The 19,932-nt window shown below is 58.4% G+C and carries 18 protein-coding genes, 1 tRNA gene and 1 pseudogene; 15 read left to right on the top strand and 5 right to left on the bottom strand.

Going from position 1 to position 19,932, the window contains the following annotated elements; all coding sequences use genetic code 11:
* Positions 1-125: 125 nt before the first annotated feature.
* On the top strand, positions 126-740 hold the full coding sequence (locus WGT02_RS10245) for an FMN-dependent NADH-azoreductase (protein ID WP_208248101.1): 615 nt from the start codon (positions 126-128) through the stop codon (positions 738-740).
* Positions 741-787: 47 nt separating this feature from the next.
* Here the strand turns inward: WGT02_RS10245 and WGT02_RS10240 are convergent, their stop codons facing one another.
* The gene (locus WGT02_RS10240) at positions 788-1,366 is read right to left on the bottom strand and encodes a TetR/AcrR family transcriptional regulator (RefSeq protein WP_024318094.1); all 579 of its coding nucleotides are present in this window, start codon (positions 1,364-1,366) and stop codon (positions 788-790) included.
* A gap of 105 nt (positions 1,367-1,471) precedes the next feature.
* On the opposite strand from WGT02_RS10240, the gene WGT02_RS10235 reads away from it, so the two are divergent.
* Positions 1,472-2,248 (top strand): SDR family NAD(P)-dependent oxidoreductase, encoded by a 777-nt coding sequence (locus WGT02_RS10235; protein WP_024318095.1) that lies wholly within the window; start codon positions 1,472-1,474, stop codon positions 2,246-2,248.
* A 3-nt stretch (positions 2,249-2,251) separates the two neighbouring features.
* Here WGT02_RS10235 and WGT02_RS10230 read toward each other — a convergent pair.
* From WGT02_RS10230 to ilvA, 3 genes and pseudogenes are all read right to left on the bottom strand, one after another.
* A pseudogene (locus WGT02_RS10230) lies at positions 2,252-2,734 on the bottom strand (GGDEF domain-containing protein); the annotation flags it as partial.
* Positions 2,735-3,003: 269 nt separating this feature from the next.
* Complete coding sequence (locus WGT02_RS10225) at positions 3,004-3,330, bottom strand: HlyU family transcriptional regulator (protein ID WP_024318097.1); 327 nt, start codon at positions 3,328-3,330, stop codon at positions 3,004-3,006.
* A gap of 36 nt (positions 3,331-3,366) precedes the next feature.
* Positions 3,367-4,617 (bottom strand): threonine ammonia-lyase, encoded by a 1,251-nt coding sequence (gene ilvA, locus WGT02_RS10220; protein ID WP_024318098.1) that lies wholly within the window; start codon positions 4,615-4,617, stop codon positions 3,367-3,369.
* A 142-nt stretch (positions 4,618-4,759) separates the two neighbouring features.
* On the opposite strand from ilvA, the gene WGT02_RS10215 reads away from it, so the two are divergent.
* The 8 genes from WGT02_RS10215 to WGT02_RS10180 all read left to right on the top strand — a co-directional run bounded on the left by WGT02_RS10215 (position 4,760) and on the right by WGT02_RS10180 (position 11,037).
* A complete protein-coding gene (locus WGT02_RS10215) occupies positions 4,760-5,128 on the top strand; it encodes a VanZ family protein (protein ID WP_024318099.1) in 369 nt (122 codons plus the stop codon).
* 171 nt (positions 5,129-5,299) lie between these two features.
* Complete coding sequence (locus WGT02_RS10210; RefSeq protein WP_225039634.1) at positions 5,300-6,124, top strand: glycosyltransferase family A protein; 825 nt, start codon at positions 5,300-5,302, stop codon at positions 6,122-6,124.
* Between the two features lie 183 nt (positions 6,125-6,307).
* A complete protein-coding gene (locus WGT02_RS10205; protein WP_208248103.1) occupies positions 6,308-6,664 on the top strand; it encodes a hypothetical protein in 357 nt (118 codons plus the stop codon).
* 168 nt (positions 6,665-6,832) lie between these two features.
* Entirely contained in the window at positions 6,833-8,317 is a 1,485-nt protein-coding gene (istA, locus tag WGT02_RS10200; protein ID WP_208244988.1) for an IS21 family transposase, read from the top strand.
* Positions 8,314-9,153: an IS21-like element helper ATPase IstB gene (gene istB / locus WGT02_RS10195; RefSeq protein ID WP_208245483.1), complete on the top strand. Its 840-nt coding sequence runs from the start codon at positions 8,314-8,316 to the stop codon at positions 9,151-9,153. The genes istA and istB overlap by 4 nt, the downstream gene beginning before the upstream one ends.
* Positions 9,154-9,338: 185 nt before the next feature.
* A complete protein-coding gene (locus WGT02_RS10190; RefSeq protein ID WP_375679385.1) occupies positions 9,339-9,452 on the top strand; it encodes a hypothetical protein in 114 nt (37 codons plus the stop codon).
* Positions 9,453-10,672: 1,220 nt separating this feature from the next.
* Positions 10,673-10,759: transfer RNA gene (locus WGT02_RS10185), tRNA-Leu, on the top strand.
* Positions 10,760-10,899: 140 nt separating this feature from the next.
* Positions 10,900-11,037, top strand: a complete 138-nt coding sequence (locus tag WGT02_RS10180; RefSeq protein WP_225039632.1) for a hypothetical protein — start codon at positions 10,900-10,902, stop codon at positions 11,035-11,037.
* A 77-nt stretch (positions 11,038-11,114) separates the two neighbouring features.
* Here the strand turns inward: WGT02_RS10180 and wrbA are convergent, their stop codons facing one another.
* Positions 11,115-11,711, bottom strand: a complete 597-nt coding sequence (gene wrbA / locus WGT02_RS10175; RefSeq protein ID WP_024317866.1) for an NAD(P)H:quinone oxidoreductase type IV — start codon at positions 11,709-11,711, stop codon at positions 11,115-11,117.
* 223 nt (positions 11,712-11,934) lie between these two features.
* Here wrbA and WGT02_RS10170 point away from each other — a divergent pair, with 223 nt between their 5' ends.
* From WGT02_RS10170 to WGT02_RS10150, 5 genes are all read left to right on the top strand, one after another.
* Positions 11,935-12,711, top strand: coding sequence for a competence/damage-inducible protein A (locus WGT02_RS10170; protein ID WP_208248105.1), 777 nt, complete (start codon positions 11,935-11,937; stop codon positions 12,709-12,711).
* A 108-nt stretch (positions 12,712-12,819) separates the two neighbouring features.
* Positions 12,820-13,659 carry a universal stress protein gene (locus tag WGT02_RS10165; RefSeq protein ID WP_208248107.1) on the top strand — a complete coding sequence of 280 codons (840 nt, stop codon included), beginning with the start codon at positions 12,820-12,822 and terminating at the stop codon, positions 13,657-13,659.
* A gap of 182 nt (positions 13,660-13,841) precedes the next feature.
* Positions 13,842-14,339: a xanthine phosphoribosyltransferase gene (gene gpt, locus WGT02_RS10160; RefSeq protein WP_024317863.1), complete on the top strand. Its 498-nt coding sequence runs from the start codon at positions 13,842-13,844 to the stop codon at positions 14,337-14,339.
* Positions 14,340-14,535: 196 nt separating this feature from the next.
* Complete coding sequence (locus WGT02_RS10155) at positions 14,536-15,123, top strand: PDC sensor domain-containing protein (RefSeq protein ID WP_208248110.1); 588 nt, start codon at positions 14,536-14,538, stop codon at positions 15,121-15,123.
* Positions 15,124-15,713: 590 nt separating this feature from the next.
* Positions 15,714-19,538, top strand: coding sequence for a vitamin B12-dependent ribonucleotide reductase (locus WGT02_RS10150; RefSeq protein WP_024317861.1), 3,825 nt, complete (start codon positions 15,714-15,716; stop codon positions 19,536-19,538).
* Positions 19,539-19,932: the final 394 nt, after the last annotated feature.

Here is a 19,932-nt window from a genome sequence, read left to right as displayed (position 1 = left end):
TCGATGATTTTGATCGACATTATCACAGTTTTTTCGATAGCCGGCCAGTCCTATTTTCTTCCCGAACAAGCGGCTCGAGGCTCCCAAGACGAGCCGCGGAACCCAATTCTAGAGGAAATTCAATCATGTCGTCCATCCTGCTTCTGACTTCCAGCCCGCGCGTAGACTCGCTTTCCACCACGATCGCGGCTGACCTCGTTGAAAAGATCAAGACTCAGCAGCCGGGCAGCGTTGTCGTTCGCCGCGACCTCTCTGCCAACCCGCTTCCGCACATCGACGATCTCTTCACCGCCGCGATCCGCAAGCCAGCTGATGCCCGCACCGCTGACGAAGCCGCGGCTGTGAAGACGTCCGACGAGCTCGCCGCTGAACTGCTTGCCGCCGATACGATCGTCATCGGCACCGGTCTCATCAACTTCAACATCTATTCGTCGCTGAAGACCTGGATCGACAACGTCGCCCGCGCCGGCCTCACCTTCAAGTATACCGAAAGCGGCCCGGTCGGCCTTGCCACCGGCAAGAAGGTCTACGTCGTTCTCGCCTCCGGCGGCGTGTACTCGCAGGGCCCAGCAGCCGGCATGAACCATGCCGTTCCGTATCTGAAGTCGGTCCTCGGCTTCCTCGGCATCACCGACATCGAAACGATTTTCGTCGAAGGCCTCGCCTTTGGCCCAGAAGCTGCCGAGAAGGCAATTGGCGCTGCCAAGGCTCGCGCCGAGGAAATCGCCCTCGCCGCCTAATCGGTGTTCAGACCGATATTGGAACGGCCGGTCCTCACCGGCCGTTTTCATTTTGTGCCGACCTCGTTCACGAAAGCCTTCACGGTATCGAGTATCTCGCTGGCGAGGCTTTCATCCTTCGCGATCCGTGCGAGACCAAGTGCGCCGGTCATGAGACAGGACGTGATTATCGCCTTGCGGCGTGCCTGTGTTTCATCGGTCGTGTTGATGCGCGCCTGCATGATGTGTAAGTTCATCTTCATCTGATCGGTCGCGAGCGACCGGCACCTCTCGCCGGCGCGCGCTATATCAGCCGTGAGGGCTGCGAACGGGCATCCCCCAGCGGTATCGTCCCGGTGTTCCCCGCTCAGGTAGGTCGCCGCATACTCCTGCAACGGAATATCCTCCGGAGCCCGCCCTTCCGACCGTACCTTCGTGGCCCAGGCGCCAAAAGCTGCTTGCATCGCCTCGACCACCAGTTCGTCACGCGAGGCGAAATGCTTGTAGAAGCCGCCGACCGTCAGCCCCGCCTCCTTCATCAGATCCGCGACGCCTACGCCTTCCAGCCCCTTCTCGCGTAAACGCTTCGACGCGATTTCGACAATCCTCTCGTGCGTCTTGCGCTTATCCTGCTGTGAGTGGCCCATGAAAATTCTCTCCGGGGATCGGTTGACTCATAAAGATTATACTCATAATCCTTATGGATGTCGATCGTAATCCAGATCGAGCAAATTTCCAAGAGGAGTCATGCAATGCGTCTGCAGAACAAGGTCGCCCTGATTACGGGCGGAAACAGCGGCATCGGTCTTGCGACCGCCAAGATCTTCCTCGATGAAGGGGCCAAGGTGATCATTACCGGTCGGAATCCCGAGACCCTCGCGGCCGCCGAAAAAGCTCTCGGTAGCAACGTGCTCACGCTGAAACTCGACGTCACCGATGTAGCGGCCACGGAACGGGCATTCGCGGAAGCAGCTGCCAAGTTCGGCAAATTTGACGTGCTCTTCGCCAATGCCGGCATTGGCGGTGCTACCCCACTTGGAGGGACGTCGCTGGAGCAATTTAACGCCATCATCAGCACGAACCTCACCGCCGTGTTCTTTACGGTCCAGTCGGCACTGCCGCATCTCAACGATGGCGGCTCTGTCATCCTCAACGGATCCGTGCATGCGGTGCTTGGTGCGCCTGGCTGGTCTGCCTATGCCGCCACGAAGGGTGCGGTACGCGCCATGACCCGAAATATGGCGTCCGAGCTTGCGCCGCGCGGCATCCGCGTCAATCAGGTCACGCCCGGCGGCACCAAAACACCGATCTGGCAACCGATGGCGTCCACCGCCGATGCAATGTCCGCGCTCGAAGCCCGGCTGGGCGGAATGAGTCCGCTCGGACGAATGAGCGAAGCGGAGGAAATTGCCAAGGCTGCGCTCTATTTCGCCTCAAGCGATTCGGCTAACGTCACAGGGATCGAGATCGTGGTCGACGGCGGCGCGACAAGCGCGCCCTCCGGCGCCAAGATATTCCGCGCCGGTTAATCGCTAGCCAGTCTTCACAAGCCCAGGCTTGCCAACGACGCAGTGGCGGCCGCCTTTCTTTGCCTGATAGAGCCTCTCGTCGGCAGCCGAAAGGACGGTTGTGAAGCTCACGCCGTCGGTATCGGCTGTCGCCACGCCGATGCTGACGGTAACCGGCTTTCCGTCCGGCGTCTTGACGCTGCTTGCGATCGTCCAGCGCAAGCGTTCGGCAAGACGCATTCCCTCAGCATGGCCGGTTGCCGGGCAGACCGCGACAAATTCTTCACCGCCGAAGCGGAAAACACGATCGGCCGATCGCAGAATGGTGCCGAGGCGAAGCGTGATCGCCTTCAACACCTCATCTCCCTGCAGACGTCCGAAGCGGTCGTTGTCGTCCTTGAAATGGTCCGCATCCAGGATAATCACAGTGGCGAAGTGCCCTTGCCGCAGCGCCTCACGAACCATGACCGGCGCGTCCATCTCCATCCGGGTGCGGTCGTAAACACCAGGGTGAGATAGCCAACCGCCTCAATGGCAAAGAGCAGCAGGTTAATGGCTTGCATCAGGCGCCCCTGTCATCAGCCAGCGCGTAAACACCAGAGCGCTGCGTCCACGCCAACAACCAACGGCGGTGAACATGACGGTCGGTTTTGTGTGGCGCAGGGAACGTGGCTGTTCTGTAAGACTTCGGACACCAAGATTCTTCGCAATCCTTTAAGATTGCGTGAGCAGAAACGTTGCCCCGGCAGATGCCGAAAAACCGCGTCGGAAGCGGATCAGACCTGACGAACTCTTGCGCCATCGCTGAACAGTGACGGACCGTTCTGATCGATAATCTGCTGCGCCTTGCGTACCGTGCACTCGATCGCATCATCGGAAGACCCGAACATATCGGCGCGGATGAAGTTGCGTACGAGGACTTCGCCATCAACAGTCTTCTCGATCCGGCCGGCGAGACGATATTGGCCACCTTCCTTCTGCGGCTCGGCGTAGATTGTGCAGTCGCCGTAGAGCTGGGGCTCGGAGGAGACGCCTGCCGGAGCGTCAGCAGATTTGCCGACGCCTGAAAACATTGAAAAAATGCTGGAGAAGATCGAAGCCATACTCCGCCTTTATCATGGCAACTCGTACCGGAAAAGTTAAATGATGAGGTTTGCGAGGATCTCGTTTTCGGTGATGTCCTCGAAGCCGATGGCAGCATTCTCGAAATTCGCGACGAGTTGCGCGAAATTTTCAGGTGCCTTGGATTCGATGCCGATCAGCACCGAGCCGAAATTGCGAGCCGTCTTCTTCAGATACTCGAAACGTGCGATATCGTCGTCCGGGCCAAGCAGGTTCAGAAAGTCGCGCAAAGCGCCCGGTCGCTGCGGCATCCGCAGGATGAAGTACTTCTTCAAGCCGGCATAGCGCATGGCGCGCTCCTTGACGTCTGGAAGGCGTTCGAAATCGAAGTTGCCTCCAGAAACGACTGCTATGACAGTCTTGCCTCTCAGCACTTCCGGATCCATCGCGGCGATCGCGGTCAGCGACAATGCCCCTGCCGGCTCAAGGACGACTCCCTCCACGTTCAGCATCTCGCCGATAGTCACGCAAATCGCGTTTTCCGGCATCAGCATGACCTGCTCGGTCGGGAATGTTTCCAAGGCGGCGAAGTTCAGCTCCCCGATCCTCGCCACGGCCGCGCCGTCGACGAAATTGTCAACCTTGGTGAGCGTCACCAGGCGCCCTGCCTCGATGCTTCGCTTCAGGCTCGGCGCTCCGGCCGGTTCCGTGAAGATGAACCCGGACGTCGGCACAACGCCATCGAGATAGCCGGTGATGCCAGCCGCGAGGCCGCCGCCTCCCACCGGCATGACGACCATATCAGGTACCGTTCCCTCGGGCAGCTGCTGCAGGATTTCGGCAGCAACCGTCGCCTGGCCTTCGATGATATCCGCATGGTCGAAAGGCGGCACCATCACACCGTCGATCGCCTCGACGTGATCGCGCGCGGCCTGGTAACATTGATCGAAGAAGTCGCCCGTCAGCTTGATGGTGATGAACTCCGCACCGAAAATGCGAGTCTTGTCGATCTTCTGCTGCGGCGTCGTCACCGGCATGAAGACAACACCAGGCACACCAAAATAGCGGCAGACAAAGGCAAAGCCCTGGGCATGATTGCCGGCCGAGGCACAGACGAAGGTCTTGCCGCCGGCACCCTCGGCGATCGCCTTGCGGAAGAAATTGAAGGCGCCGCGAATCTTGTAGGAGCGCACGGGCGAAAGATCTTCGCGCTTCAGCCAGATGTCGGCGCCATAACGCGCCGACAGGTGCTCGTTCAGCTGCAGTGGCGTTGCTGGAAAGAGGCTGCGCATGGCCGCCTCGGCGCTCTCGACATCCTGTCTGGTCACGGTCGTTCGTCCATTCCTGTTTCACCTTCGCTATCGCACAAGTGGGCGGAGCGAGAAAGCCCATATCCGCCAGCTTCCAAAGCTGGTGTGATAACGCAATTGTGCGCTATCAATTCGCTCGCGACGGAGCTACATCGCCCCGATGATCTCAAGTAAATTTGCAAGGCCAGGTGCCTGGCTGCTTCTCGCGGCCATTATTTTCGCCACGCTGTCGCCGATCGGGCTGCGGCCGCATACCGTGACCTCGGTCAATCTCGACCGCGCGCTGGCCTATTCGTTGGTCGGCTTCATGTTCGCGGTCGCCTATCCGCGGCATTGGCTCGCGGTCGCCATTCTCTTGTTCCTCGGCGCATTGGCAATTGAGTACCTGCAATATTTATCCCCGACGCGCCACGCGCGCCTGCACGACGCGCTCGTCAAAATCCTTGGTGCATCCGTGGGAGTTTTGGTAGGCTGCGTGCTGAATAAAGTCCGGTTCGCAAAATCTGCAGCGAGCATCTCGCAGATATGACACAGCCGCCTGCTCTTGACTGAATGGCCGCAGTCGTAGATGGAGTGGGCTGCATGCCTGCCGCCCATTCACGCTCATTGGTTCGGTCTTGGTTGACTTAACTCAACTCGGAATGGCACAGTGCCGCACAACCTCCCGTCAATGCTTTATAGTTCCGCCGAGCCCACGACATTGCGCATCATCTCGCTCTCCACGATCCCTCCGCGTTTCGCTAAGCTTGCGCCGACGCTTAACAGCCTCATAAAGCAGAACGGTGCAGTGGATGAAATCCGGCTCTACGTTCCCAAACGATATCGACGATTTCCCGACTACGACGGGTCTCTTCCATCTGTACCCGCCGGGATCACGATAGTTCGGCCCGAAGAAGATATGGGGCCTGCGTCTAAGGTGCTGTTTGCTGCGCGCGATCTGCGTGGGAAAAAAGCGCAGATCCTATTTTGTGACGACGACAAGGTGTTCTCGCCTAATTGGGCCGCTCAGTTGTTCGCGGCACAGGATGAGCGACCGGCGGAGTGCGTAGCCTTGATCGGCAAGGACGTGCCAACCAATATCGCGAGACCTTCCGCCTTTGTGCCGAAAGCAATGCGTAGGCGGAAAATAGATCTTTCGCTCCGCGTCCGCCGAATACGACATAAGTTCGGTTCCATAGTGTTGCGTTTGGATCGGCCGAAACCGATGCCAAGCTTGGTTGCGGAAGGCGGCTATGTGGACGTACTTCAGGGGCTCGGTGGTGCCGTCGTGCGTCCCGAGTTTTTCGATGATATCGCATATGACATTCCTGATGTCATATGGGCAGTCGACGATGTTTGGTTGTCCGGCATGCTCGCGCTGAAAGGTATCCCGATCTGGCTTCCTGCCGGGCTGGAAGAACCACGGACGACCGCTGCACACGATGTCGCCTCACTATACCTCGCCACCATCGAGGGTGCGAACCGTGCTGAGGCCAATCGCCGGTGCATCGAGTACATGCAGCAGCATTTCAATATATGGCGGTAAACTGCCCATAATTGGTAATCGACAGAGCAATTTAACAGACATCTGCAGTTACGCGAGGACAGACGTGCGCGGTCCTCACCTGGCGAAACGATTACCTGACCAAACTCAAGCGTGAAGGTCTGATACGGGAAGGCTGCACCCTGCATGGCCTGCCGGTCGCGTATGCGGCTACCGCGACATCCCATGCACAACGCTTGGATGGACTACGGGGCCTTGCTCGGGGAGAACGACTGGGACGCCCTCAAGACCATCCGCCTGTGGACGAAGGCCAGCCATCAAGCAATCCATGACAAGATCGCTGCGCGGCTCAAGGTTGATCCGATCGATCGCTTCTCGCTCCAGTTCATGCCGGACACCAGCCTGTCGGACAAAGACAGGTTCCCGCTCAAGCTCAGCGATCTGATCGTGATGGGCCTGAACCCGAAGAAGGCTCCTCGTGAAATCGTCCGGGGCTCCGGTCCCGATCAGGTCATCGAGAAGCTGCCGATTGGTTGGCTGCGGCGCGACAATCAGGATGAGAATGCGCGTCAATCAAGATGAGAATCTGTCAGCGCTGCTGGAACGTAGGGAGGGCGTAGCCCGACCGGAGTTCCAGCAGCGCTGATGGCGAGATTTTTCGGCTCGTTTGTGTATCGCGGCCGGCCCAGTATCGAGGTGTATTCCTGAGAGGAGCACCGATTGCCGGGTCGCCATGTAAACGATCATCAAATGAGGCTTTTTATGAAGTTGCGTCAGACGCATTCGGTCACTGTTGCGGCCGCCAAATCCTCCATAAGCGTTGCCACAGCCTACCGCCTTGATAGCGATGCCAGGCTACCATCCCAAAAGAAGCCGGCCCGTGAACGGCGGCGTCCCGATCCACTCGTCGACATCTTCGACGCCGAAGTTGTGCCGATCCTGAAGTCCTCGCCAGGTATTCGATCTGTGGCCCTCTACGAGGAGATGCTGCGGCGTCATCCGGAACTCGGACAGGGAATTCGGCGGACTCTGGAGAGGCGGATCAGTGCATGGCGGTCAATACATGGCCAAGAACAGGAGGTTATCTTTCGGCAGGTTCATGAGCCAGGCAGGCTTGGACTATCCGACTTCACCGATATGGGCAGCATTGGCGTTCGCGTCGCCGCTGCGCCGCTTGATCATCTTCTTTATCACTTTCGTCTTGTCTGGTCCGGCTTTGAGCATGCGCACGTCATCTTGGGCGGAGAGAGCTTTGTCGCCCTGGCGGAAGGTTTGCAGAATGCTTTGTGGTCGGTGGGTGGGGCACCATTGAACCACCGAACGGATAGCCTCTCTGCTGCTTTCCGCAATCTCGACAACGACGCAAAGCGGGATTTGACGCAACGCTACGAGCAGCTCTGCGAGCACTACCTGATGACGCCGACGCGCAACAACAAGGGTATCGCCCATGAGAACGGCTCGATCGAAAGCTCCCATGGCCATCTCAAGAGTGCGATTAAAGACGCACTCTTGATGCGAGGTTCAAATGATTTCGACGACCTCGACAGCTATCGCAGCTTCATCGATGAGATTATCGGCCGTCGCAATGCGCTGAAGGGCAAGCGAACCGATGTGGAACGAACGCATCTGCAACGTTTGCCCGAAAGACGAACGACCGATTTCGAGGAGATCGTTCTGCGTGTCGCGCGCACCGGGGGCTTCACACTGCGTAAAGTCTTCTACACAGTTCCTTCCCGACTGATCGGACACACGCTGCGCATTCGCCTTTTCGACGATCGCCTTGATCTGTTTGTCGGCGGAACACCATTGATGACACTGCCCCGAGGGCGCGCTCACTCCAGTGGCAAGCATAGTCAGATCGTCGACTATCGGCATGTCATTCATTCGCTGCGCCGCAAACCCATGGCTCTGCTCGGCCTTGTTTATCGCGATCAGCTCTTTCCACGGCAATCGTATCGGCAGACCTTCGACCTCTTGATTGAACGGATGCCAGAGAAGCAGGCGTGTAAGTTGATGGTCGAGCTCCTCGCACTTGCGCATGACCGCGGCTGCGAGGCTGAACTCGCCGACCAACTTCAGCTCAGTCTCGACGCCGGTAAACTGCCGAACATGCAGCGCCTGAACGCACTGTTCGCTCCCGATCCGGCCGCGATACCCGGTGTCGTCGTCCAACTGGCTCCTCTTTCCAGCTACGAAGTTCTGCTCGCATCGAACGAGATGGGAGATGCAGCATGAAGAATAGCAGCTCCGTCGACGCCGCACGCCTTTCCCTGCTGCTCAATGAACTCCGCCTGCCAGCGATCAAAGTTCTGTGGCCGCAATTTGCTGAACAGGCCGACAAGGAAGGCTGGCCAGCAGCGCGCTTCCTTGCGGCCATCGCCGAGCACGAGCTCTCGGAACGAGACCGGCGCAGGATTGAACGTCATCTCGCTGAGGCAAGACTGCCGCCCGGCAAGACCATTGACAGCTTCGACTTCGATGCCGTGCCAATGATCTCGAAAGCCCAGGTCATGGCGATCACCGCTGGCGACGCATGGATCGCTAAGGGCGCTAATGTCCTGATGTTCGGCCCACCAGGCGGAGGCAAGAGTCATTTGGCGGCCGCCATCGGGCTGGCACTTGTCGAAAATGGTTGGCGGGTTCTCTTCACGCGCACGACGGAACTTGTTCAAAAGCTTCAGGTCGCTCGCCGCGAACTTCAACTGGAATCCGCGATCAACAAGCTCGAAAGATTCGATCTGCTCATTCTCGATGATCTTGCTTACGTCACCAAGGATCAGGCCGAAACAAGCGTTCTGTTTGAACTGATCTCCGCGCGATACGAGCGTAAATCCATGCTGATTACGGCAAACCAGCCGTTTGGAGAATGGAACCGTGTATTCCCGGATCCGGCGATGACGCTCGCCGCGGTGGACCGGCTTGTTCATCACGCAACGATCTTCGAGATGAACGTCGAAAGTTACAGGCGTCGCTCTGCCATGGAGGCAAAACGCCAACGTGGAAGACCGTCCTCCTACGCGACAATCAACAACACAAACGAGATTGTCGCGGAGCGTCAATCAGACCAATGAATGACGCTTGCGAGCGTCAATCAAACAGATAAACTCACCCAGCCAGCGACACACGGGATTCTCATCCAGATTGTCGCGCGCCTCTCATCCAGATCGCCGCGCTATAGTTGGCCTTGCGGGTGACCGCTGGCTGGCATCGCCCGATCTTACACGACAAGGACTTCCTCGACTACGAAGGCACGGCCATGTACGTGGACCCCTCCGGTCGTTGTAAGGACGAAACCTCGTGGGCTGTCGTTAAGATGCTCCATGGAGTTCTCTATCTGACCGATGTGGGCGCTGCACGGGGCCACGGGTAGTGGCGCTAAAGGCGCTCCAATGGGTAATGAAGGGCGGGAATGTTCATTCATGTCCCTCTCAATCAGTGTCTTTTGGTCTATCCGGCGATAGGTCCGACGCTAGGGACAACTAAACGCGCACCATAGGGACAGCTAAGGGATACCTATTGGAGCCCTCTAGCTGATATAATGTTCACAAAATGACCCGGCGACTGATTAGTTACTTAACGCCCATAATGTGACCCATAGGGCACACGCCTTCTATTCTCGTTGCGATGCACCATAGAAGGAACGTGTAGGGCTTCCATCGTCATTCCCTAATGCTTATCCCTGTAATGGGAGCAAATCAGTGGGGTTGTTGAATGAAGGGCCTTTTCAATAGTGACCGGACACAAGGGGTTATGGCCTATGCAGTGGTTATCCTCTTGGCCTTTAGCGCTCTCTACTTCGGTTATGGCGTTCACAATCCGGTCGACGGTCTCTCAAGACCAGTCGGACCGGCTGCACCTGTAAACCTTGAAGCGACCAAAGCACCTAACGCCGGATGACGCGCACGACAAAAGACGCGAGCGAGGCAAAGCGCGGGCTCTGGCAATCCACTCTCCAAGGCGTCAACTGGCTTGACGTTCTATATCTCTTAACAGCCGGGGTGGCGGTCGCGGTCGCGTACTATCTCGGTTATGGCAATACTGCAGCGGGGAACGGGCAAGGAATAGGCCCGTAAATCACCCTGGCCTTTCACCTATTGGAGCGTCGTTAAGGCGCCCCTTTTGTTGCCTTATGGGCATGATCGAGATGATGTACGACCGGACGCTCCCGCTGGCAACCGCGCATGGGAAGCCGTCGAGCGGCAGCGCAAGGAGAACCTTGAAGGCCCGTGGGCTGACATCACCGGGTGGCCATGGTCGACATCTGGCGCAGCATCCGGTCGCACCTCTCCGCGCTTGAAGACACGGTCGTCTACACGGCTCGTCACACATGCGCCTCTTGCCAGGTCATCAAGGGCATCGACCTCACGCGCGTCATGAGATGGGCCATCGATCCTACCAAACGACGCTCGGTTACGCCCACCTCGCCACGGATCACCTCATGGATAATTTGAGGGCTCTGGAGGGTGGCGCAGCGTCAAAACTGATGCTAATCAACGGCTCTCCTACAAACGCCACTGAGTAGGAGGCGTGTAGGAAAGCGTGTCGGAGACCAAGTAGGAAACCGACTGTTTCACCACCGAATGTAGGAAAGCGGACGTGGTGGAACTGGTATACACAAGAGACTTAAAATCTCTCGTCTTCAATGACTTACGGGTTCGAGCCCCGTCGTCCGCACCATCGGGCCAGACTGCACCAGCATCCACGGCAGCCGGCCACGACCCTTTATCATCGCTCGCGAATGTGCTTGTATGCGCGCGCCAGAAGGACCGCGGTTGGGGCTGCGCATAGTTGTAAGCTTGTCTTGTGGGAGTAAGGCGATGGTTTACGATTGGGATGGCACGAGGACGCGACGTCTCAAATTGTTCAGGGCGGGAACGGCATTAATGATCGCGATTGCGGTTCTCGGAATACCGCTTCTTTTCTACGCAGTGAAGCTGCACGACTTCTACGGCTGACGCACAGTCGGCGACTTTCTCTGCGCACTGTAAGCAGGCGCGACCCAAAGGCCGCCCCTGCCGGTGAAGGGAGCCGATCAGCCCAGCTTGGCAGCGATCTTGGCGACGTGAGCGCCCTGGTATTTGGCTGCCTCCAACTCGATTGCAGAGGGCTGGCGGGATCCGTCGCCGTCCGTGATGGTGGATGCACCATAGGGCGAACCGCCCTTGATTTCATCAACGCCCATTTGGCCCTGGAAAGCATAGGGAAGGCCGGCAACGATCATCCCCTGGTGCAGGAAGGTGGGGATGAAGCCGAGGATGGTGGTCTCCTGACCGCCATGCTGCGTCGCCGAGGATGTGAAAGCCGAACCGACCTTGCCAACGAGCTTGCCTGCGAACCAGAGGCCGCCCGTCTGATCCCAGAAATTGCGCATCTGCGAGGCAACCGTTCCAAAACGTGTACCGGCACCAACGATGATTGCGTCATAATCAGCAAGTTCATCGACAGTGGCAATCGGCGCAGCCTGGTCCATCTTGTAGTAGGACGCCTTGGCAACCTCGTCCGGAACCAGTTCCGGAACGCGCTTGACAACAACCTCGGCGCCAGTCGACTTTGCGCCTTCGGCGACGGCATATGCCATGGTTTCGATGTGGCCGTAGGCCGAATAGTAGAGCACGAGTACCTTCGCCATTTATTTATCTCCATCAAGGAATTTGCGTTTGAATTTCGTAAGCGGTTGGAAACTTAGCAGCGCGCCGCAACGAACATAGCCCCACGCGGCAGAACGCACTGTTCAATGGCCATAGACGAAAAAAATACTTGAACCATTTGCGTGGGCTAGCGGCAGCGATACGATTTGCAAGACCGGCGAAGGGCGCTACCTATGTTGGGACCCAAATGTTCGGAAATTTCCAATGACCAATGAGACAATTGTCACCAGCGCCATGCTTGCCATTGGCGACGAACTCTTATCCGGCCGCACCAAAGACAAGAATATCGGCCACTTGGCCGATATTCTGACGCTTTGCGGCATCGATCTCAAAGAGGTCCGCATCGTCGGCGATGAGGAGGATGCGATCGTCGAGGCCCTGAATGCACTGCGCGCAAAATACGACTACATCTTCACGTCGGGAGGCATCGGGCCGACCCATGACGACATTACCGCCGATGCCGTGTCTGCGGCGTTCGGGCTGCCTTGCGAATACGATGCTGACGCAATGACCCTGCTCGGCGAGATGTATGCGCGCCGCGGTCTCGAATTCACCGACGCCAGAAAGAGGATGGCTCGGATGCCAAGCGGTGCACGCCATATCCCCAACCCCGTCTCGACCGCGCCGGGTTTCGTCATCGGCAATGTTCACGTCATGGCGGGTGTCCCGCAGGTCTTCCAGGCCATGGTCGATGCGGTTGTCCCGACATTGCGCACCGGCATGCGCATGCTCTCGCTCGGTATCTCCTGCCCCTATGGCGAAGGCGACATCGGCACGCCGCTTGCCGCCATCCAGAAAGCCCATTCCGAGACGAGCATCGGCTCGTATCCCCGCTATATCGGGCAGGCGTTCTCCACCGAAATCGTCGTGCGGGGCCGTTCCCAGGACGCGGTCGACGCCGTAGGAGTTGACGTTCGCGCCATGATCGAGACCATCCGCCAGACAAAGGAGATTGCTGAAAACCGTTCGGCGGAGGCGTAGCACGAGGCGATGCCGTCTGCTCATTGATCTGCATCAAGGAACCGACGTCCTTCCCGACGCATTCTCGTTCCAGGCAAGCTGATTTCATCTGCGTAAGGAGAAGTGATTATGTCTTACAAAACCATACTTGCCATTCTCGATACCGTCGACAACGCCACCGCCGTGGCCGATTTTGCTTTCGCCATTGCCGCACAGACCAATGCCCATGTTATCGGCCTTCATGCGGAAACCGTCGCTGTCGTGCCCCTTGTCGCGCCGATGGAGATACCGGATCCGGTCGCCGTCCAGGCGCTGCAGGACATGGCGCATTCCGAGACTATCGAAATCGAGCGCATCTTCCGCAGGAAGGCCGAGGTGGAAGGCTCCTTTGAATGGCGCAGTTTCGCTTCCTCCACCGGTTATGGCACGGCGCCGCTGATCGAAAGCGCCCGTAGCGCTGACCTGCTGATCGCCTCACAGGCGGATCCCTCCAAGCCATCGGACAGTCACGTGGACGTCGACAACTTCCTCTTTGAAAGTGGTCGTCCGGTCTTGATGATCCCCTTTGTGCTGCGCCAGCCGAAGCCGATCAAGCGCGTCCTCATTGCCTGGAACGGCTCGAAGGAGGCGGCGCGCGCCGCGTTTGATGCCTTGCCGATCCTGCAGGCCGCCGACGAAGTCGAGGTTTTCTCGGTCGATCCCGTCGACAACGCGCTCCAATCTGCGGCTGTGGCCGGCGCGGAGATTGCAGCCACTCTGGCGCGTCACGGTGTAAAGGTGACCCTGGCAACGGCGCAAAGCGCTGACAAGTCGGCGTCAGCCGTGATCGAAAACCGTCTCTCCGACAGCAGCATCGACCTGCTCGTCATGGGCGCTTACACCCATTCCCGCCTCTGGCAGATGATCTTCGGTGGCACCACAAAGAGCCTGCTGCAGTCGATGACGGCATTGACCCTGCTGTCGCGATAAGAATCACGAGGGGCTTGCGTTTTGCCTCCGGAATCCGTTAATTGCGGCGACCGATGACGAGCTCCGGCTTCGGTCCTCCTATCGCGCAGTCTCGGCTGCGCGATTTGCGTTTGGCCGATCGCGGAATGCCTCGTCCGGCCGCCGGCAAACGGCGTCTCATCATTCATGCCGCGGAGCAAACCATGTCCCTTCCCGATAAAGCCTTTCCCGTTTCCTGGGATCAGTTCCACAGAGACGCGCGCGCACTCGCCTGGCGTCTCGCCGGCCTCAAGCGCGATTTCAAGGCGATCGTCTGCATTACGCGCGGCGGTCTCGTGCCGGCGGCAATCATCTCGCGCGAACTCAACATCCGGCTGATCGAAACGGTTTGCGTCGCCTCCTACCACGACTATGTGAACCAGGGGGAAATGGTACTCCTCAAGGGCATCGCGCCGGAACTGACCGCTGACGAAGGCGTATCCGTCCTAGTCATCGACGACCTGACCGATACCGGCAAGACAGCTTCGGAAGTTCGCACGATCCTGCCCAAGGCACACTTCGCGTGTGTCTATGCGAAGCCGCAGGGCGTGCCGACGATCGATACGTTTGTCACGGAAGTCAGTCAGGACACCTGGATTTACTTCCCCTGGGATATGGGGTTCACCTATCAGGAACCGATCTCCAAGGCTGGCCGCGGCTGAGAGCGCCTCGCCGCGAACCCGACGGACCGGTTGCAACCTCAAATTGCACAAATCTTTGTTTAACTAACACATCGGATTCCGCTATCGCGCTGCGCACGCAGACCTTATTCTTCTAAGCACAGTCCAACGCGGCAACGGCGTTGCGTTGCGGACTGGCGTTAGAGGCATAGTCGCAGGGCGCGACGTTGGAACGAATATGATGCGTTGGGGCTACGTCGGGACGGTGGTGGCTTTCGGGCTGAGCCTCTGTCTCTCGCCTTTGGCCGCTTGGGCGGAACCGGCCTATGTGTCCGTCGTACGGGAATACGTCGAGACAGTCGTCAAGCCGATGGTGAATGCCGCGATCGTGCGCAAGGCGATCGAGGAGCAGAACACCAAGTTCGGCAATGTCAGCGACATGGACATCCAGGTGCTGGACAATACCTACCGCTCCGAAATCCAGGCCGGCGGCTGGCAGATGGTCAGACATCTGCTCGCCAAGCCGGTGTCGCGATACCTCAAATCCAAGCAGGATGATTCGCAGGGCGCCATCATCGAATTTTTCGTAACCGATCGTCACGGGCTCAACGTCGGCCAGGGCACGATGACCACCGACTATTGGCAAGGCGACGAAGACAAGTTCCTGAAAACATTCGCGAGACAGTCCGACGAGATATTCATCGACCGTGCCGAGCGCGATGAGCAGACACAAGTACTGGAAACGCAGGCTAGTTTCGTCATCAAGGATGAAAACGGAAAGCCGATAGGTGTCGCAACGGTGACGATCGCGATCGACGCATTGTGATCGAAATTGGCCTCAACGAATCGCCATGCCCATTTGCGCGCCAAAAGCTGCAACCAAATCAACACGGTCGCAACTTTTCTTAGATTTTTTTCGCTCTCTGGGGATAAGCGGGTGCAACCTATTGAATTCCTTATACGACTTTCTTTTCCCCGTTCTCCACAGCCCGATCCACAACATCTTGTGGTGAACGGTTCGTTAAAAACAACCCCTTGACGGAATCGCGCGTTTCCAACTTAATGGGTCCCGATGTTGCTACGGCAGTTGGACCGGAATTAACGAGGCCGGTTCTCTTCAAAAATCGAGCGTAGAATCAGGGTGTTGCGTCCATGAAGGTCGACCGCCAAGAGGGGCTTTGTGCGCGATTTTTATCTTCCAAAAAGTGACATCGGGGGCTGGCGATAATAAGCTGTTAATACTATATTTAGTGTTTGCAGCCACCATCACCACAAGATACAGGAAAGACATCTCCGATGACACTCCTGTGACGATACGGAAACGAGAACTGGCTGCGCTCCTCACGGCGCCGCCGGAGGTGGAAACTTGCGCCTTGGTCAAACGGGGACGGGGCGCGCAAGCTAGAGGTTAGGCAAATGCGCATAGAACGCCGTTTCACGAAGGCAGGACAGAGCGCTTACGCGGATATCGAATTCCGCAAGGCGACGAGCGAGATCAAGAACCCGGACGGTTCGATCGTTTTCCGCCTCGAGAATATCGATGTTCCGGCGCAGTTCTCCCAAGTGGCTGCCGACATCCTGGCGCAGAAGTATTTCCGCAAGGCTGGCGTTCCCGCCAAGCTCAAGAAGGTCGAGGAAAACGACGTTCCTTCCTTCCTGTGGCGTTCGGTTGCCGATGAAGCGGCTCTGAAGGACGTTCCGAAGGATCAGCAATACGGTTCCGAAACAGACGCCCGCCAGGTCTTCGACCGCCTTGCCGGTACCTGGACCTACTGGGGCTGGAAGGGCGGCTATTTCTCGTCCGAGGAAGATGCCTCTGCTTTCCGGGATGAGCTTGCCTACATGCTCGCCACGCAGCGCGTCGCCCCGAACTCGCCGCAGTGGTTCAACACCGGCATGCATTGGGCCTACGGCATCGACGGCCCCGGCCAAGGCCACTTCTATGTCGATCCGTTCACCGCCAAGCTGACGAAGTCGAAGTCCGCTTATGAGCACCCGCAGCCACATGCCTGCTTCATTCAGTCCGTTGAAGACGATCTCGTCAATGAAGGCGGCATCATGGACCTTTGGGTTCGCGAAGCCCGTCTGTTCAAGTACGGCTCCGGTACCGGCTCCAACTTCTCCTATCTGCGCGGCGAAGGCGAAAAACTTTCCGGCGGCGGTCGTTCCTCCGGCCTGATGAGCTTCCTGAAGATCGGCGACCGTGCAGCGGGCGCCATCAAGTCGGGCGGCACGACGCGCCGTGCGGCCAAGATGGTCGTGGTCGACATCGACCATCCGGATATTGAGGAATATATCAACTGGAAGGTGAAGGAAGAGCAGAAGGTTGCTGCCCTCGTCACCGGTTCCAAGGTCGTCGCCAAGCATCTCAAGGCGATCATGAAGGCCTGCGTCAACTGCGACGGCGGCGATGACGGCGATTGCTTCGAGCCAAACAAGAACCCTGCCCTGAAGCGCGAAATCCGCGCTGCCAAGAAGGACCAGGTTCCTGAGAATTACATCGGCCGCGTCATCCAGTTCGCTCGCCAGGGCTACAAGGACCTCGAGTTCAAGACCTACGACACCGACTGGGATTCGGAAGCCTACCTCACCGTATCCGGCCAGAACTCCAACAACTCGGTCTCGATCAAGGACGATTTCCTGCGCGCAGTCGAAGACGATGGCGACTGGAACCTGACCGCCCGCAAGGACGGCAAGGTCATGAAGACGCTGAAGGCCCGCGATCTCTGGGAGTCGATCTCCTACGCCGCCTGGGCATCGGCTGACCCGGGCCTGCACTTCAACACGACGATGAACGACTGGCACACCAGCCCGGCTGCCGGCCCGATCCGCGCATCCAACCCGTGCTCGGAATACATGTTCCTGGACGATACGGCATGCAACCTTGCCTCGCTTAACCTCATGCAGTTCAAGGATGCGGCCACCAAGCGCATCAACATATCAGACTACGAGCATGCCGTGCGTCTCTGGAGTGTCGTGCTCGAAATCTCCGTGATGATGGCGCAGTTCCCGTCGCGCCGCATTGCCGAACTCTCCTACGAGTACCGCACGATCGGCCTCGGCTACGCCAACATCGGCGGCCTGCTGATGTCCTCGGGCATCCCCTATGACAGCGACGAAGCCCGCGCCATCGCAGGCTCGCTGACGGCGATCATGACCGGCATTTCCTATGCCACCTCGGCGGAAATCGCCTCCGAGCTCGGCCCGTTCCCGATGTTCAAGCCGAACCGCGAGAACATGCTGCGCGTCATCCGCAACCATCGCCGCGCCGCTTACGGCGAGGCATCAGGCTATGAGGGCTTGTCGATCAACCCGGTTGCGCTCATCCATCCGGAAAACCCGGACCAGGATCTCGCTGCGCATGCCAAGAGCGCCTGGGACAAGGCGCTTGAACTCGGCGAAAAGCACGGTTACCGCAACGCCCAGGCAACTGTCATTGCGCCGACTGGCACGATCGGCCTTGTCATGGATTGCGACACGACCGGCATCGAGCCCGACTTCGCGCTCGTGAAGTTCAAGAAGCTCGCCGGCGGCGGCTACTTCAAGATCATCAACCGCGCCGTTCCGGAAGCGCTGCGCACTCTCGGTTACTCGGAGAGCCAGATCGCCGAGATCGAAGCTTACGCTGTCGGCCACGGCAACCTGAACCAGGCGCCAGCCATCAACCCCTCGACGCTGAAGGCCAAGGGCTTCACCGACGAGAAGGTCGATGCCGTCAACGCCGCGCTGAAGTCGGCCTTCGACATCAAGTTCGTCTTCAACCAGTGGACGCTCGGCACAGATTTCCTGAAGGCCATCCTGAAGGTTTCGGACGAGCAGCTCGCCGACGTGAGCTTCAACCTGCTCGACCACCTCGGCTTCTCGAAGAAGGACATCGAGGCTGCGAACATCCACGTTTGCGGTGCGATGACGCTCGAAGGCGCACCGTTCCTCAAGAACGAGCACCTCGCCGTGTTCGACTGCGCCAATCCGTGCGGCAAGATCGGCAAGCGTTATCTCTCGGTCGACAGTCACATCCGCATGATGGCTGCCGCGCAACCTTTCATCTCGGGTGCGATCTCCAAGACGATCAACATGCCGAACGACGCGACGGTCGACGATTGCAAGAGCGCCTACATGCTCTCCTGGAAGCTCGGCCTCAAGGCAAACGCGCTCTATCGCGACGGGTCCAAGCTGTCGCAGCCGCTGAACGCTTCGCTGATCGAAGATGAGAACGACGACGATGCGATGGAGGATCTGCTGCAGCAGCCGGTCGCAGCCCAGGCCGTCACCATCACCGAGAAGATCATCGAGCGTGTGGTCGAGCGCGTTACCCGCGAGCGTGAAAAGCTGCCGAACCGCCGCCAGGGCTATACCCAGAAGGCTGCCGTCGGCGGACACAAGGTGTATCTGCGCACCGGCGAATTCGGCGACGGCCGCATCGGCGAGATATTCATCGACATGCACAAGGAAGGTGCCGCCTTCCGCGCAATGATGAACAACTTCGCCATCGCCATCTCGCTTGGCCTGCAGTACGGCGTGCCGCTCGAAGAATATGTGGAGGCATTCACCTTCACCAAATTCGAACCGGCAGGCGTGGTCATCGGCAACGATGCGATCAAGAACGCCACGTCGATCCTCGACTACGTGTTCCGCGAACTCGCCGTTTCCTACCTCGGCCGTCACGATCTGGCGCATGTCGACACATCCGACTTCTCGAACACGGCGCTCGGCAAGGGCATCCAGGAAGGTAAGACCAATCTCGTTTCGACGGGCTGGACCCGCGGCTACAAGCCGACGCTCGTCTCCGGCAACGAGCGTCAGACATCTGGCGAGCCGAAGGGCTCCGCCACCGCAGCTCCTGCGCGCGCCTCCTCCGGTGCCACGGTCACGTCCTTTGCGGGTGCAGCCGCCCGCAAGATCGAGCCGACCGTTGGCATCTCCACCTCCGAAATCGTCGCCTTCAAGCGCGACTACGAGGAGCGCGCTCGGGAATTGGCCGAAGAGATCGCCGAGGAAGTGATCGAAGAGGTCGCCACCGAAACCCAGCAGCAGGCAACCGCCCTCTTCTCCGACAAGGCTGCCGCCGACGCCGCTTCGGCCAAGACGGAAGCCAAGAAGGTCGAGGCTGAACGCCGCGCCCGCTCGATCATGCAGGGTTACACCGGCAACATGTGCTCCGAGTGCCAGAACTTCACGATGGTGCGGAATGGAACGTGCGAGAAGTGCGACACGTGCGGAAGCACAAGCGGCTGCTCTTGATTGCTCGTCTGACTTGTGGCGGCGTCTTTCTGAGAAACCCAACTTAGGTCTGGCCAAACACCTCTAAAACCGGCCATTTTCGAAGCCAAAACTGGCGAACAGCTATTCGAAAGAATTCCGGGCGTGAAAAACGCCCGGAAAGTCATTCAGGAACAAATAGTGATCATCCGGAGATGGTTGAGGCTAGGCAAGTACAAGAACCAGTTCGTAGAGCGGATCGTGGCCTTCGAGCGAACCGCCCTTCTGCCTCACCAATTCCGCAAGTTCGTCTATATATTTCTGGTCGAACTTGCTGTTCATCAAATTGAACAGGACAACTTTCTTCCCTGAAAGATCGTTGCTTTTGATGAATTCCCAAATTGGAGGAGCGGGGCTGTAGAGCCAGATGGGAGAA

The organism is Rhizobium sp. T1470, assembly GCF_042140505.1.
In the GTDB taxonomy this organism is placed as follows: domain Bacteria; phylum Pseudomonadota; class Alphaproteobacteria; order Rhizobiales; family Rhizobiaceae; genus Rhizobium; species Rhizobium favelukesii.
Note: the sequence above shows the minus strand (reverse complement) of the source record. Positions and strands in the feature narration are given on the sequence as shown.

What these genes read in the sequence shown, in the direction of transcription:
- WGT02_RS10190 (WP_375679385.1), top strand. Translation starts at nt 9,339, where the DNA reads ATGTACGTGGACCCCTCCGGTCGTTGTAAGGACGAAACCTCGTGGGCT.
- WGT02_RS10180 (WP_225039632.1), top strand. Translation starts at nt 10,900, where the DNA reads ATGGTTTACGATTGGGATGGCACGAGGACGCGACGTCTCAAATTGTTC.
- WGT02_RS10170 (WP_208248105.1), top strand. Translation starts at nt 11,935, where the DNA reads ATGACCAATGAGACAATTGTCACCAGCGCCATGCTTGCCATTGGCGAC.
- WGT02_RS10225 (WP_024318097.1), bottom strand. Translation starts at nt 3,330, where the DNA reads ATGGCTTCGATCTTCTCCAGCATTTTTTCAATGTTTTCAGGCGTCGGC.
- gpt (WP_024317863.1), top strand. Translation starts at nt 13,842, where the DNA reads ATGTCCCTTCCCGATAAAGCCTTTCCCGTTTCCTGGGATCAGTTCCAC.
- WGT02_RS10155 (WP_208248110.1), top strand. Translation starts at nt 14,536, where the DNA reads ATGATGCGTTGGGGCTACGTCGGGACGGTGGTGGCTTTCGGGCTGAGC.
- WGT02_RS10205 (WP_208248103.1), top strand. Translation starts at nt 6,308, where the DNA reads ATGCACAACGCTTGGATGGACTACGGGGCCTTGCTCGGGGAGAACGAC.
- WGT02_RS10150 (WP_024317861.1), top strand. Translation starts at nt 15,714, where the DNA reads ATGCGCATAGAACGCCGTTTCACGAAGGCAGGACAGAGCGCTTACGCG.
- WGT02_RS10245 (WP_208248101.1), top strand. Translation starts at nt 126, where the DNA reads ATGTCGTCCATCCTGCTTCTGACTTCCAGCCCGCGCGTAGACTCGCTT.
- WGT02_RS10165 (WP_208248107.1), top strand. Translation starts at nt 12,820, where the DNA reads ATGTCTTACAAAACCATACTTGCCATTCTCGATACCGTCGACAACGCC.
- WGT02_RS10215 (WP_024318099.1), top strand. Translation starts at nt 4,760, where the DNA reads ATGATCTCAAGTAAATTTGCAAGGCCAGGTGCCTGGCTGCTTCTCGCG.
- istB (WP_208245483.1), top strand. Translation starts at nt 8,314, where the DNA reads ATGAAGAATAGCAGCTCCGTCGACGCCGCACGCCTTTCCCTGCTGCTC.
- WGT02_RS10240 (WP_024318094.1), bottom strand. Translation starts at nt 1,366, where the DNA reads ATGGGCCACTCACAGCAGGATAAGCGCAAGACGCACGAGAGGATTGTC.
- istA (WP_208244988.1), top strand. Translation starts at nt 6,833, where the DNA reads ATGAGGCTTTTTATGAAGTTGCGTCAGACGCATTCGGTCACTGTTGCG.
- wrbA (WP_024317866.1), bottom strand. Translation starts at nt 11,711, where the DNA reads ATGGCGAAGGTACTCGTGCTCTACTATTCGGCCTACGGCCACATCGAA.
- WGT02_RS10235 (WP_024318095.1), top strand. Translation starts at nt 1,472, where the DNA reads ATGCGTCTGCAGAACAAGGTCGCCCTGATTACGGGCGGAAACAGCGGC.